We start from the raw sequence: 14,057 nt of genomic DNA, 5'->3' as shown, positions 1-14,057 counted from the left end.
CTGAATGGGCCCCGGCGGCGAAAGGCCGCCGGGACCACCACGATCACCAGGTGTAGCGCACGCCGACCTGCCCACCCCACACGCCGTCGATGGCGCCGCCGTCCATGTAGTTCAGGCCGCCCCACACGTCGACGCGCTGGCCGATCTTCGCGTTCACGCCGAACTCGACCTGGCCGCTGGTGCCTTCGGTGCTGGTGCGGCCGGTGAAGGTGTCGGCGACGGTGAAGCCGGTCTCGCCGTCGAACTCGCGCACCAGGCTCAGCACGCCATATGGCGTCCACTTCGTGCCCGAGGCCGACTGGAAGGTCTGCTCCATCTCCAGGCCCAGGCGGGCGCGCGAAGACGTACCGCCGTCGGAGACGAAGTCGGCGAGGTCGCCCTCGATGCGATCGATGTTCTCGACCTTCGTGCGGGTGTACTGCACCTGCGGGACGAGCTTCATGCCACCGGCCGAGGTCCACACGTTCCAGCCGAGCTCGGCGTTGAACGCGCCGGCGTCGCCGCCCACTTCGCGATGGCCGCCGAAGGACGTCATGTCGGCTTCGAAATGCATCCAGCGGTAGGAGACGTCGGCGTACATGCCGTTCTGGCCGAGCCAGGTGACGTAGCCGCCGACGGTGGTGCCGTCGATGTCGTCGTCGCCGAAGCCGTTGGCCAGGTCCTGCTTGCCGCGCGACTTCGACAGGCTGGCGCCGAGGTAGAAGCCGTCGGTGACCAGCGCGTTGACGCCCGCCTCGACACCCTGGTTGGTCTGGTCGAAGGCGAAGTTGTTCGACGCCGGCAGGTTGTCGAGCTGCGCGTCCGGCGTGATCGTGCCCTTGTCGCCGAACACGCGCACCCATGCGCCCTTGTCGCTGTCGCCCAGCTGCGAGAACACGCCCATGCGCTGGCGGAAGGTGCCCACCTGCGATGCCATCAGGCTGTGCGCGCCCGGCGCGATCGCGGTGGCGAGCGCGCCGGTGTCGTTGAGGCCGCCGAAGCCGAGCGTCAGCGCGAAGACGTCGACCGAACCGTTCTGCGCGTTGACGTGCGGGCTCACCGCGACCTTCAGGTCGAGGAAGTTGTTCGCGTTGAAGTTGACGTTGCCGGCGACGATGCTGCCCGCCTTCACGTTGCTCGCCGTCGCATCGCCTTCCACCACGACCACCGGGATGTCGATTTCGGTGGCGCTGGTCAGCAGGTCGAGGACGTTGACGTTGAGCGTCTGCACCGAATTGCCGACGATGTTGCCGTCGACGTACAGCATGTCGCTGGTGCCGTTGAGCAGCGAGACGTCGACGTTCAGCGCGCCCTGGCCTGCGAAGTCGCCGGTAATCGTGAGCATGTCGTCCGGCGCGCCGTCGAGGAAACTGATCGTGCCGTTGTTGGTGAAGGCCAGCGGGTTGAGCACCGAAACCGGCGCGTTGCCCGCCGCCAGCGCCACCATGCCGCCGGTGCCCATGTCGACCGCGGTGTCGCCGGCGATCGAGAGCAGGCCGTTGTTGGTGAAGCTGTTGCCGGCCGTGCCGTTGCCGCCGAGGCTGATCGCCGCGTCGTGCAGCACGATGGTGCCCGCGTTGACGATGGCGTCGTCGCCGTCGCCGAAGTCGGTCGCGTGCCCGCGCACCGACCACGTGCCGCCCGCCGCGTTGGTCAGGCGGTCGTCGCCCGCGCCCATCACCAGCGCGCCGACGATGTCGCCGCCGTTGGTGACCAGGTCGAAGCCGTCGCCGCCCTGGATGGCGATGCTGCCTTCTTCCGAGCCCTGCGCGACGATGTCGCCGATGTTGTTCACCGTGGCGGTGCCAAGCACGTCGAGGTTCAACGCGACGGCGTGATCCTGGTGGATCGCGCCGAGCAGGCCGCTGTTGGCGAGCGTCGCATCACCGTTGGCCTCGAGGGCCAAGCCGATCACGTCGCCAGCGGCTTGCGCGGTGATCGAACCGCTGTTGTTGAAGTCGAGGTTGCCGTAGGAGAAGGCGAAGGCACCCGCCGCCGCGCCCTGATAGGCGATGGCATGGATGTCGCCCGCGTTGGCCACCGTCACGCTGTCGCCGCCGACGACCAGGCCATTGGCGCGGCCCTGTGCGAGCGCGGTGATGTCGCCGCCGTTGTCCACCGCGACGGTGCCGTAGCCCAGGACGAGCGCGCCGTAAGCGCGGCCGTAGCCGTGCGCGGTGATGTCGCCGGCGTTGCCGAAGCCGATCGTTTCGCCGTTGGCGAACACGCCGGTCGCGTCGCCGTGGAGCGAGGTTGCCGTGATGCCGCCGGCGTTGTGGAAGGTCGCGTCGATGCCGAAGACGCTGCCGCCGGAGGCGTCGGCGCCGGCAGTGACCGTCACCTCGCCGGTGTTGTCGAGATTCGCTGTCACGTAGCCGAAGGCGTAGAGGCCCGAGGCGGTGCCGTCGTTCGGGAGCGCGGTGGCATCGACGGTGACAGTGCCGCCATTCACGACGGACGTATCGCCATCGCTGCGCGCGTGCAGGCCGAACGCCTTGCCCGCGCCACCCTCGCCGATCGAGACCGACACATCGCCGGTGTTTGCGATGGCGGCCGACACGCCGGAGAGCGCCGAGATGCCCGTGGCGTCGTGGCCGTAGGCGCCGACGCTCAGGTCGCCGCTGTTGCCGATGCTGACGGCGTCCACGCCGATGCCGCGCAGGCCGATCGCGTCGAAGTTCGAGAAAACCTCGGTCGTGCCCGTGTTCTGGATCGAGACCGTGCTGCCGTAGGCGAACACACCCATGGCCGCGTTCGCGCCGTGGGCCGTGAGCATGGCGCCCGTGGTGACGTCGACATGCGTCGCGCCGACGTCGGCAAGCGCGTCGACGTGGATGCCGACCGCGGTGCTGCCCTCCACGGTGATCGCACCCGCGCCGTCGACGACCACGTCGCCGTAACCGCCGACCTGGATGCCGAAGGCATAGTCCAGGGCGGCCACGTCGATCGCACCGTCGTTGGTCACCGTGGCCAGGCCACCGGCACCGACGTAGCCGGCGATGCCGATGCCGTTGCCGGCCGCGACGTCGAGCGGCTGCACCGCGGTGCCCAGCTGCGAGACCGTGATCGTGCCGCTGTTGGCGATGGTCGCGTGATCCGCGTCGAAGCCTACGCCCATTGCGGCGGCGTCGCCGGTCACGTGCACGTCGCCGCCGTTGTCGATCGACAGGTCGCCCGCGTCGGTGAGCGCCGCGATGCCGGCCGCAAACGCGCCGCCCACGACGATCGAACCGGCGGAATCGACCGAGATGTCGCCCGAGCCGTCCACCTGGATGCCGAACGCATTCTCCAGGGCCGTGACGCTGATCGCGCCGTCGTTCGTCACGACCGCCGAACCGCCTTCGGCGACATGACCGGCGATGCCGATGCCGTTGCCCGGGGTGACTTCGAGCGTCGGCGCCTGCGGCGTACCGCCCAGTTGCGAAACCGTGATCGTGCCACCGTTGGAGACAGTCGCGTGATCGGCGTCGAAGCCGATGCCGACCGCGGAGAGGCCGCCGGTCACCAACACGTCGCCGCCGTTGTCGATCGACACATCGGGGCCGAACGCGTAGAGGCCGCCCGCGACGCCGTATTGGGAGATCGTGGTGACGGTCGCGCCCGCGTCGTTGTGGATCGTGGCGCTGCCGTTGTACGAACCGGCGACCACGCCCATCACCATCGCGCCCGGTGCGGCGCCGTTGATCGTGATCGTGCCGGTGTTGCCGACGGTCGTGTCGCCCGCATCGGCGATCGCGACGATGCCCAGGCCCTGGCGCAGCAGCGCATTGGCGGTGAGGGCGCCGCCGTTGTCGACCGTGACGTCGCCGGCCTGTGCGAAGGCCGAAATGCCCGTCGCGTACTTGCCGGTGGCGATGATCGAACCGGAGGAATCGACCGCGACGTCGCCGTAACCCGACGCGTCGATGCCGAAAGCGTTGCCGTTGAAGACGCTCGCGTAGCTGGTGATGTCACCGGCGTTGTGGATCGAGACGTTGCCCGAATCCGAATGTCCCTGCACGCCGTAGGTGTAGTGGCCGTTACGCACGGCGATCGTGCCGCCGTTGGTGATTCCCACGTCGCCGTCGGCGTTGCCAACGATGCCCGCGGCCGCGCCGTACTTGTTCGCCACGTTGGCGTACAGCGTGGCGGTCGCGCTGTTGGTCAGCGACACCGTGCTGCCCTCGTACATGCCCAGGCCCTGCATCGCGATGGCGTTGCTGCCGCCATGCGCGGCGATGTCGCCGCCATTGGTGCCTGTCGCGACGTCGCCGTTGGTGACCAGTCCGAAGGCGTTTTCGGCGGTGGCGACGATCGAACCGGTGGCGCGGTTGGACACCGCGCTCGTCGCGTAGCCGACGCCGAGCATGCCGATGGCCGTGCCGTTGCCGGAGGTCGCGGTGATCGCACCGTCGTTGACCAGGAGCGCGTCTTCGCCGTAGCCGAACATGCCGTAGGCCTGGCCGTTGTCGACCGACGCGTAGATCGAATGGCCCTTGAGGTTGCGGACCTCGGTCTGGTCGAAGCCGTAGGCGTACATGCCGAACGCGCGGCCGCTGCCGGCGTGCGCGGTGATCGTGCCGTTGTTGACCTGGCGCGTGTCGTGCACCGCGTAGGTGTAGAGGCCTGCCGCGATGCCGGAAACCGCCGTCACGCCGACGTCGCCGTTGTTGACGATGTTCGCGTGCGCGTAACCGACGCCCTGGATGCCGACCGCCGTGCCGTAACCGCCGACCGTGATCGAACCGCTTTGGCTGAGGTCGGCGTTGTAACCGATGCCGACCATGCCGAACGCATCGCCCTGCACCGAATTCGCGGTGAGTGCGCCGCCGTTGGTGAGAATGGCGTTGCCGCCGGCCTGCGCGAACGTGCCGAACGCGTCGCCCGAGAACGAATCCACGTCGAGGCTGCCACCGTTGCGCACCGTCGCGTCGCCGTCGGCGTTCGCGAACAGGCCCGTGGCGCGGCCCGAATAGGCATAGGCGACGATGTCGGCGCCCGTGTGCGAAACCAGGTTGATGTCGCCGCCGACCGCTTCGACGCCCGCGGCCCAGCCGTCGGCGTCGGCCGTCAGCGCCCCGTAGTTCTGAACGTCGACCACCGCGCCCGAGGCGAACACCGCATCGGCCACGTTGTACCCGCTGGCGACGATCCTGCCGTCGACGGTGTTGGTCAGCGACGCGGTGCCGGCATTGGCGATGACCTGCGCACCATAGGCCTTGTCGCCCGCGACCCCGAGCAGGTAGTTGCTGTTGGTGACGCTCGCATCGCCGCCCAGCGAATAGGCCAGTACGCCGGCCGCGGTCCCGTTCGTCGCGTAGGCGAGGATCTCGCCGCTGTTGTCGATGCTGATCGTGTACGCGCCACCGGCGAGCGCGCCGTAGGCCACGCCGTTCGTCGAGGTGGACTTGATGCTGTTGGTGTTGTGCACCATGGCATCGCCGTAGTCCGAGCGCGCCCACACGCCGTAGGAGCTGTAGCCGCCGTTGGTCTCGATGGTGCCGTTGTTGGTGATGGTCGCAGTGCCGCCGTACAGCGAACGCGCGGTCAGGCCGCGGTCGAGCGCGCCGGCCGAGGTCTGCACGGTGCCGTCGTTGGTGACGATCGCATCGCCGTACAGCGAAATCGCGCGCAGGCCGCCGGCCGAATAGGCGCCGCTCGCCAGCACCTGGCCGTACTCGCCGTTGGTGACGGTCGCATCGCCGGTGTAGGTGATGGCAATCGCACCGGTGGCCGCACCGTACTTGGCGACCGAAACGAGCGCGCCGTTGTTGGTGACCTCGACGTCGTTCCACTTCGTCGAAGCGTAAATCCCCATGGCGGTGTCTTCGCCGGCGGTGATCATCAAGCCGTCGTTGGTGATCGACACCAGGCCGTTGTTCGACTGCGCCGCGATGCCGTAGGCGATGCCGTAGCCGCGGTTCGACGCGGCGGTGATGATCTGGTTGCCGTTGTCGACGGTGACGTCGCCGTCGGCCGAGAGCGCGAGGATGCCGTACGCGCTGTCGCCGCCGTAGGTATGCAGCACGCCCTGGTTGTCGACGGAGGCAGCGGTGTCGGCCGAAGCCACGATGCCCTGCGCCGCACCGTACTTCGCCGAGGCGGTGACGTTGCCGCCGTTGTAGACGCTCGCCGTGCCGAGGTAACCGCGCGCGACCGCCGCGATGCCCACGGCGAACAGGTCGCCCTGCGCATCCACGACGCCGTAGTTCAGGACATTCGCCGTGCCGCCCTGGCCGCTGGCGCGCACGCTGATGCCGGTGACGTCGCCGCCGCGGACGATGACGTCGTCGTAGTTCTCCACGCTGCCGGCGCTCGTGCCGCGCATGTCGATGCCGGTCGCGAAGGCGCCGGAGGCGTAGATCGTGCCCCCGTTGATCGCGCCGACGCTGTCGCCGATGGCGAGGATGCCGGCGGCGAAGCCTTCGGTCGCGCTCGCGGTCGCGTTGATCGAGCCGTCATTGTCGAGGTTCGCCGAAACCACGCCGTAACCGAACATGCCGATGCCGGCCGAACCGCCGTTGGCGTTGATCGTGCCGTCGTTCTGGGCGAAGGCGTACACGCCGGCGACACCGATGCCGATCGCATCGCCGTACACCGACGCTGCATCGACGTTCGCGAAGTTGCGCACGTACGCGTCGTAACCGCCGGCGTAGATGCCGTAGGCGATGCCGTTGACCGAGTCGACGTCGATGTTGCCCGAGACGTCGTTGACGACGCGGGTGTCGCCATTGCTGGTCGCCCACACGCCGATCGCGTCGCCGCTGCTGCCGGCCACGATGGTGCCGCTGTTGGTGACGGTCGCACCGCGGTCGCCCTCGGCGTCGATGCCGATGGCCTGGATCGCGGCGCCCGTGGTGAGCGTGCCGCTGTTGGTGACGACGGCCGTTTGCCCGTAGGCGAACGCGCCGCGCGCGACGCCGGCCGAGGAAATCACGTTGACCATGCCGGCGTTCGTGACCGTCGCCGTGCCGTTGTCGGCATTGGCGATGAGCCCCGCGGCGCCGTAGTAACCGTCCACGTTGACAACGCCGGCGGCGCTGTTGGACGCCTCGGCCGAGCCGTTGATCGAACGTGCCCACGCGCCCTGCGCGAATGCGCCGTAGACATCGAGGTTGGCGTAGTTGTCGGCGTGCGCGGTCCCGTTGATCGAAAGCGCATAGATGCCGGTCGCGTAGAAGCCGCTGACGCTCAGCGTGCCGGTGTTCTGGCCGAACGTATCGCCGGCCACGGAGGCGGCGTACATGCCCTGCGCGTCGTAGCCGGAGACGATCATCGTGCCGCTGTTGGCATTCCACGCGTTGGCGCCGAGCGACACCGCGGAGGAACCGACGGCATCGCCGTCTGCGTAGACGGCCATGTCGGCGAAGTTCCGGGTGGCGGCGATGCCGTTGCTCGAGAACACGTACATGCCGAACGCGTCGGCGCCGGCGCCATCGCCGTTCACCGCGAGCGTGCCGTCGTTGTAAATCCACGCGCCCGCGTTGCCGATGGCGTACACGCCGAAGGCGACGCCGTCGGCGCCGGTGACCGTCGAGGTGATGGAATCGAAGTTTTCCACGCCGGTGATGCCGGGCGATTCGACTTCCAGGCCCGCGGCCCAGGTGTAACCGGTGACGTCGGTACCGTCCCAGTCATTGGAAACGTGGAGCGAGTCGTCGTTGCTGATGAACGCGCCGACCGCGATGCCGGTGGTGGAGACCTGCGCCGTCGGCACGAAGCCGTCGGTCAGGTTCCAATTGACCGGGCCGTTGTAGGGGACGGACAGATCCCAGTTGCGGAAGACCGCATCGTCGGATCCGCTGACGCCACCGGGGCCGGTGTGGAACGAACCGGGCAGGATCGTCGGGTCGTCGACGATGCCGAAGCCTTCGAGCGTGGCGCCCGCGGCGAACATCGTCGGTTCGACCACGCCCATGGGGGCGGCGAAGGACTGGAATTCTTCGTCGACGACGCTCTTCGGCGTCCATTCGTCCGACACGCGCGTCAGGTCGACGACCTTCGCGAATTCGTGCGACAGGCTGGCGCGCTCGACGGGGAGCGGCGCGACGACCGGCGACTTCGCGAGGACGACGCCGGTGCCCGAGAACATCAGGGCGGCGGCGGAAAGGGTAAGGACGGAGCGGACGGCGCGCGCCACGGGAGCGACGTTGTAGCGACGAGCGGCCTTGCGGCTCGCCCGGGTGCGATCGTTCTTCAAGTTGTTCCCCTGATGTGTTTTACGAAGCCCCTGCGCCGCGTCCTGCGATGCAAAGGCCACAACCCCTGTGACCTGAGTCTCGGTTTCGACTCAGTTCAGCCGAGTTTAAGGTGAGAAACCTCACGAATGGAATAGGACGGCCATCACGGTGACCGAAAGCGGACAATCGGACACCTGAACCCTTCAGACGGCTGCCTGCCCGGGCTTCCGGCAACAGGTCGGTACACTGCCGGCCATGCGCGACCTCACCCCGCTCGACCGCTTCCTGATCGACACGCAGAACGCGTTGTCCACCGTCTTCGGCCGCCCGGATGCGTCGCGGGGCAACCCCGCGGGCGATACCGCGGAGGTGGTTCTCGGGGACGACGAACGTCGGCACGCCGCGGGTTTGATGCGCATCAATCATGTCGGCGAGGTCTGTGCGCAGGCGCTCTACGTCGGGCAGGCGTCCGTCGCACGCGACCCGGAGACCCGGCAGGCACTCCTCGCCGCCGCCGCCGAAGAGACCGACCACCTCGCCTGGTGCGCCGACCGGCTCGCCGAACTCGACGACCGCCCCAGCCTGCTCAACCCGGTCTGGTACGCCGGCAGCTATGCGATCGGCGTCCTCGCCGGGCTGCGCGGCGATGGCTGGAACCTGGGGTTCGTGGTCGAAACCGAGCGCCAGGTGGAAGCCCACCTGCACGAACACCTCGAACGCCTCCCCGCCGCCGACCTGCGCAGCCGCGCGATCCTGGAAACGATGAAGGCCGATGAAGCGCGCCATGCCGACCATGCACAGTCGCAAGGCGCCCGCGTGCTGCCGCGACCGGTGCCGACGCTGATGGCGGCCGCGTCGAACCTGATGAAGGCGATCGCATACCGGATCTAGGTGCGCGAAGGCCGGCTTGCGCCGGCCTCCGTGGGATCACTCGGTCAGGTTGCGACCGTGATAGAGCTCTTCGATCTCGCGCTTGAGCCGCGCCTCGATCTTCATGCGCTCCTTGAAGGACAGGTTCTTCGCCTTTTCCTCGAACAGATAGTTGTCGAGGTCGAATTCCTTCAAATGCATCTTCGTGTGGAAGATGTTTTCCTGGTAGACGTTGACGTCGAGCATCTCGTAGCGCGACTTCACGTTCTTGGCCAGGTAGTCCTGGATCGAGTTGATCTTGTGGTCGATGTAATGCTTGCGGCCCTTGATGTCGCGCGTGAAGCCGCGCACGCGGTAGTCCATCACCACGATGTCCGATTCCAGGCTCTCGATCAGGTAGTTCAGCGCGCGCAGCGGGGAGATCACGCCGCAGGTGGCCACGTCGATGTCGGCGCGGAAGGTCGCGATGCCGTTGTCCGGGTGGGTCTCCGGATAGGTGTGCACCGTGATGTGCGACTTGTCCATGTGCGCGACCACTGCCTCGGAGATCACGCCCTTGGCCAGCGCCTTCTCCACGACCGGCTGCTCGCTGATCAGGATGGTCACCGACGCGCCCTGGGGGTCGTAGTCCTGGCGGGCCACGTTGAGGATGTTGGCGCCGATGATCTCCGCCACGTCCGTCAGGATCTGGGTGAGGCGGTCGGCGTTGTATTCCTCGTCGATGTATTCGATGTAGCGCTGGCGCTGCTCTTCCGACACCGCGTAGCAGACGTCGTAGATGTTGAACGACAGCRCCTTGGTCAGGTTGTTGAAACCCTGGAGCTTGAGGCGCGGCAGCGGCTTGACCATCGGTCGAGTCCTTGGGTGGTGCTACGGCGAGGGGGAGCCGTCGAGGGGCGCGATTATGCGGCATGCGGCCCGGAAGGGGCATCGCATGGCCTGCACGTATCTACCACTGCCCCGGAATTGGGCCTAAGCTGCGGCGATCCCCTGTTTTCAACATCCCCTGAGCACCAGAGCGCCCATGAGCCCAAACTTCCACGCCACGCCGCTCCGACGCGCCTCCAGCCCCCTCGCGCCCGACGGCCCGACGCTCGAACGTTTCCTCGCGCAATGCCACCGCCGTCGTTATCCCACCCGCACCGACGTCTTCCGCCCCGGCGATCCGGCCGGCACGCTGTATTACGTGGTCAACGGGTCGGTGAGCATCATCACCGAGGAAGACGACGGCCGTGAGTTGGTGCTCGGCTACCTCGGCGCCGGCGAGTTCGTCGGCGAGATGGGCCTGTTCATCGAGACCGAACGACGCGAAGTCGCACTGCGCACGCGCACGCCGTGCGAGCTCGCCGAGATCAGCTACGAGCGCCTGTACCAACTGCTGCTCGGCCCGCTGATCGCCGACGCGCCGAAGATCCTTTACATGATCGGCGCGCAGCTTTCGCGCCGCCTGCTCGACACCAGCCGCAAGGCCGGCCGCCTGGCCTTCCTCGACGTCACCGATCGCATCGTGCGCACGCTCCACGACCTGGCGCGCGAGCCCGAATCGATGAGCCATCCGCAGGGCACGCAGTTGCGCGTGTCGCGCCAGGAATTGGCGCGCCTGGTGGGGTGTTCGCGCGAAATGGCCGGCCGCGTGCTGAAGAAGCTCGAAGCCGAAGGCAAGTTGCATGCCCGCGGCAAGACCGTCGTGCTCTACGGAACGCGCTGAGCATGCACGCCGAAGCACCCGCCATGGTCCTGCGGGTGCGCGGCGTGGAGCCGGGCGACGCCGAAGCGGTCGCCGCCCTGCTCGAGGCACTCGGTTATCCGTGCACGCCCGTCGAAGCGCATGCGCGCATTGCGCACTTTCGCGAAGAAACCCGGCAGTTCCTGTTGCTTGCCGAGCGCGATGGCGCGCCGGCGGGCCTGGCGGCGATGAAGCTCAATTACTCGCTGACCCGCGGCGCGGATGTCGCCCGGATCACCGCGCTGGTCGTTGCCGAAGACTGTTACGGCCAGGGCATCGGCCGGCGACTGTTGCGCGAGATGGAAACGCTGGCGCGCCGCAACGGCGCGGTGCGGCTGGAAGTCACGAGCAATCCCTCGCGCACCGGCGCGCACGCCTTCTACCACGCCTGCGGCTACAGCGATGGCTCGCGCCATTTCGTGAAACTGCTGGGCGATTGAAGCTCAGGCGGGATCGCCGGCGCGATCCTCGCAACCCCAATTGAGAATCGGCGTCCCCGGCGGCAACACGCGCCGGAACATCTCCACGCGACTCGCTTTCGGATTCACGACGACGGGCGCACGCGCGGCGAGCAACAGCGGCAGATCCGCGGCACTGTCGGAATACGCGACGTCGATCGGGTCGTAGCCCGCCGCGCGCACCATGCGCATCTTGTTTTCGTGGTGGCAGTGGTCGCGCGTGACCAGGCCGCCGAGGAACGGACGCGACACGCTTCCAATCACCGGCAGGTCCTCGTGCGCGACGAAATCCAGGATCGCGCGCGCCAGCTCCGGCGGCGCGCCCGTTGCGACAAGGACGCGATCGCCCGCCTCACGATGCTGCTGCAGCACCGCAAGCGCCTTGGGCAACAGGCGTTCGCGGATGCGCGGCGCGTCGTGCGCGACGTATTGGTCGATGAGCTTGTCCAGATCGCGCCGTTCGTGCAGCCCCAGCGTGCCGATCCACAGGTAACCGGAAATGCCGTAGCGCCGCGTCGGCAGGAAGGCGACCAGCGGCAACAGCAGCGGCGTCGCCAGCAACGCGCCGATGCGGCGCAGCCCACTGCGCTTGAGCAGCCACAACACCAGGTGGCCGCCGGAATCGCCGTCGTAGAGCGTGTGGTCGAAGTCGAAGACGACCAGGGGCGCGTGGATCATGCGAACAACTCGCGCAGGGCGGTGCCCGGATCGGGCGCACGCATGAAGGTTTCGCCGACCAGGAACGCGTTGACCGACGCATCGCGCAGGCGCCGCACGTCGGCGCGCGTGGCGATGCCGCTCTCGGTGACGAGGATGCGATCGGCCGGCACGGCCTCGCGCAGCGACAGCGTGGTGTCGAGCGAGACATCGAACGTACGCAGGTTGCGGTTGTTCACGCCCAACAGCGGCGCGGGCACCTGCAGCGCGCGTTCGAGTTCGTCGAGGTCGTGGACTTCGACCAGCACGTCCATGCCCAATTCGAGCGCGCGCACGGTGAGTTCGGCCAGGCGCAGGTCGTCGAGCGCAGCGACGATGAGCAGGATGCAATCGGCGCCGAGCACGCGCGCCTCGTACACCTGGTACTCGTCGATGGTGAAATCCTTGCGCAACACCGGCAGCGCGCAGGCAGCGCGCGCCTGTTGCAGGTAGGCATCGCTGCCCTGGAAATAATCCACGTCGGTCAGCACGGACAGGCACGTGGCGCCGCCGGCTTCGTAGCTGCGCGCGATGGCGGCAGGGTCGAAGTCCGCGCGGATCAGGCCCTTCGACGGACTCGCTTTCTTGACCTCGGCGATCACGGCCGGCAGGTTGTGCGCGCGCTTGTCTCGCATGGCCTGTGCGAAACCGCGCGGTTCCGGCATCGCAAGCGCCGCCTCGCGCAGCGCCTGGAGCGGGCGAACGCGTTGGCGCTCGGCGATTTCCTCGGCCTTGCGCGCCAGGATCGTATCCAGCACATCGTGCATTTGCTTCACTTGCCGTCTCAACCCTTCGTCGGCTTGCCGTAGGCGCGCTCGACTTTCGCCACGCGCAATTCGAAATGTTCGTACCAATACTTGCGACCATAATTGCGCGTGGCCGCGTGTTCGGCCTGGTGCTTCCACGCGGCGATCGCCGATTCGCTCGCCCAGTAGGACACGGTAATGCCGAAGCCGTCGCTGCCGCGCGTGCTTTCCGCGCCGAGATAACCCGGTTGTTGCGCCGCCAGTTCGAGCATGCGGTCGGCCGCCGCGGCGTAACCCGTGTCGTCCTCGCCGTTGCGCAGCGAGGAGAAGATCACCGCGTAGTACGGCGGTTCCGGCAACTGCGCGAAGCCCGCGTGCATCGTCATGCGGTGACTCCCGCAAGCGAACGCGTGGCGGCGACGAATTCGTCGAGCTTGGCCCGCGCCGCACCCGAGGCGATCGTGCGCCGTGCCAGCGCAATGCCGTCCTCCAGGGATTCGGCCTTTCCGGCGACATACAACGCGGCGCCCGCATTCAGCGCGACGATTTCGCGCGGCAGCCCCGGCGTGTCTTCCAATGCGGCGAGCAGCATCACCTTCGACTCGCCCGCGTCGTTGACGCGCAGGTTGCGCGAGGCCGCCATCGCGATGCCGAAATCTTCCGGGTGCACGTCGTACTCGCGCACGAGGCCATCGCGCAATTCACCGACGAGCGTGCCCGCGCCGAGCGAGAGTTCATCCATGCCGTCGCGCCCCCACACCACCAGTGCGCGCTGCGCACCGAGCTCCTGCAGCACGCGCACCTGGATGCCGACCAGATCCGGATGGAAGACGCCCATCAGGATGTTCTGCGCGCCGGCGGGATTGGTCAGCGGCCCGAGGATGTTGAAGATCGTGCGCACGCCCATTTCCTTGCGCACCGGCGCAACGACTTTCATCGCCGGGTGATGCACGGGCGCGAACATGAAGCCGATGCCCGTCCGTTCGATGCACTCGGCGACTCTCTCGGGCGCCAGTTCGATCTGCACGCCGAGCGCTTCGAGCACATCGGCGCTGCCCGACTTCGACGACACGCTGCGGTTGCCGTGCTTGGCCACGCGCGCGCCGGCGGCCGCGACGACGAACATCGCGGCCGTGGAGATGTTGAACGTCTGCGCGCCGTCGCCGCCGGTGCCGACGATGTCGACCAGGTTCGTCCGATCGCGCACCGGCACCGGCCGCGCGAATTCGCGAAGCACGGTTGCCGCGCCGGCGATCTCGCCGACGGTTTCCTTCTTGACGCGAAGGCCGGTGAGGATGGCCGCGGTCATCGTGGGAGAGACCTCGCCGCGCATGATCGCGCGCATCAGCTCGACCATTTCGTCGTGGAAGATCTCGCGATGCTCGATCGTGCGCTGCAGCGCTTGCTGGGGCGTGATGGGCAT

General features: G+C 67.9%; 9 protein-coding genes. 3 read left to right on the top strand and 6 right to left on the bottom strand.

Annotated elements, in window-relative coordinates; all coding sequences use genetic code 11:
• Positions 1–43: 43 nt before the first annotated feature.
• Positions 44–8,158 (bottom strand): hypothetical protein, encoded by an 8,115-nt coding sequence (locus tag ACXJJ8_RS07455; RefSeq protein WP_499028342.1) that lies wholly within the window; start codon positions 8,156–8,158, stop codon positions 44–46.
• Between the two features lie 235 nt (positions 8,159–8,393).
• Between ACXJJ8_RS07455 and coq7 the strand changes: the two genes are divergently transcribed.
• Entirely contained in the window at positions 8,394–9,029 is a 636-nt protein-coding gene (gene coq7, locus ACXJJ8_RS07450) for a 2-polyprenyl-3-methyl-6-methoxy-1,4-benzoquinone monooxygenase (protein WP_499028339.1), read from the top strand.
• 36 nt (positions 9,030–9,065) lie between these two features.
• Here the strand turns inward: coq7 and speD are convergent, their stop codons facing one another.
• Positions 9,066–9,857 (bottom strand): adenosylmethionine decarboxylase, encoded by a 792-nt coding sequence (gene speD / locus ACXJJ8_RS07445; protein WP_499028337.1) that lies wholly within the window; start codon positions 9,855–9,857, stop codon positions 9,066–9,068.
• 175 nt (positions 9,858–10,032) lie between these two features.
• On the opposite strand from speD, the gene crp reads away from it, so the two are divergent.
• Complete coding sequence (gene crp / locus ACXJJ8_RS07440) at positions 10,033–10,716, top strand: cAMP-activated global transcriptional regulator CRP (RefSeq protein WP_499028335.1); 684 nt, start codon at positions 10,033–10,035, stop codon at positions 10,714–10,716.
• A 2-nt stretch (positions 10,717–10,718) separates the two neighbouring features.
• Positions 10,719–11,174 carry a GNAT family N-acetyltransferase gene (locus ACXJJ8_RS07435; RefSeq protein WP_499028332.1) on the top strand — a complete coding sequence of 152 codons (456 nt, stop codon included), beginning with the start codon at positions 10,719–10,721 and terminating at the stop codon, positions 11,172–11,174.
• Between the two features lie 3 nt (positions 11,175–11,177).
• Here the strand turns inward: ACXJJ8_RS07435 and ACXJJ8_RS07430 are convergent, their stop codons facing one another.
• The 4 genes from ACXJJ8_RS07430 to trpD are packed head-to-tail and all read right to left on the bottom strand — an operon-like array spanning position 11,178 to position 14,057.
• Positions 11,178–11,870 (bottom strand): haloacid dehalogenase-like hydrolase, encoded by a 693-nt coding sequence (locus tag ACXJJ8_RS07430; RefSeq protein ID WP_499028330.1) that lies wholly within the window; start codon positions 11,868–11,870, stop codon positions 11,178–11,180.
• Positions 11,867–12,655 (bottom strand): indole-3-glycerol phosphate synthase TrpC, encoded by a 789-nt coding sequence (gene trpC, locus ACXJJ8_RS07425; RefSeq protein WP_499028628.1) that lies wholly within the window; start codon positions 12,653–12,655, stop codon positions 11,867–11,869. The genes ACXJJ8_RS07430 and trpC overlap by 4 nt, the downstream gene beginning before the upstream one ends.
• A gap of 17 nt (positions 12,656–12,672) precedes the next feature.
• The gene (locus ACXJJ8_RS07420) at positions 12,673–13,020 is read right to left on the bottom strand and encodes an antibiotic biosynthesis monooxygenase family protein (RefSeq protein ID WP_499028328.1); all 348 of its coding nucleotides are present in this window, start codon (positions 13,018–13,020) and stop codon (positions 12,673–12,675) included.
• Positions 13,017–14,057, bottom strand: a complete 1,041-nt coding sequence (trpD, locus tag ACXJJ8_RS07415) for an anthranilate phosphoribosyltransferase (RefSeq protein WP_499028326.1) — start codon at positions 14,055–14,057, stop codon at positions 13,017–13,019. Before trpD ends, ACXJJ8_RS07420 begins: the two co-directional genes overlap by 4 nt.

The sequence above is a fragment of the Lysobacter sp. P5_C4 genome (assembly GCF_054049695.1).
This window is presented reverse-complemented; position numbering and strand designations above follow the sequence as displayed.

What these genes read in the sequence shown, in the direction of transcription:
- crp (WP_499028335.1), top strand. Translation starts at nt 10,033, where the DNA reads ATGAGCCCAAACTTCCACGCCACGCCGCTCCGACGCGCCTCCAGCCCC.
- trpD (WP_499028326.1), bottom strand. Translation starts at nt 14,057, where the DNA reads ATGCCCATCACGCCCCAGCAAGCGCTGCAGCGCACGATCGAGCATCGC.
- coq7 (WP_499028339.1), top strand. Translation starts at nt 8,394, where the DNA reads ATGCGCGACCTCACCCCGCTCGACCGCTTCCTGATCGACACGCAGAAC.
- ACXJJ8_RS07430 (WP_499028330.1), bottom strand. Translation starts at nt 11,870, where the DNA reads ATGATCCACGCGCCCCTGGTCGTCTTCGACTTCGACCACACGCTCTAC.
- ACXJJ8_RS07420 (WP_499028328.1), bottom strand. Translation starts at nt 13,020, where the DNA reads ATGACGATGCACGCGGGCTTCGCGCAGTTGCCGGAACCGCCGTACTAC.
- trpC (WP_499028628.1), bottom strand. Translation starts at nt 12,655, where the DNA reads ATGCACGATGTGCTGGATACGATCCTGGCGCGCAAGGCCGAGGAAATC.
- ACXJJ8_RS07435 (WP_499028332.1), top strand. Translation starts at nt 10,719, where the DNA reads ATGCACGCCGAAGCACCCGCCATGGTCCTGCGGGTGCGCGGCGTGGAG.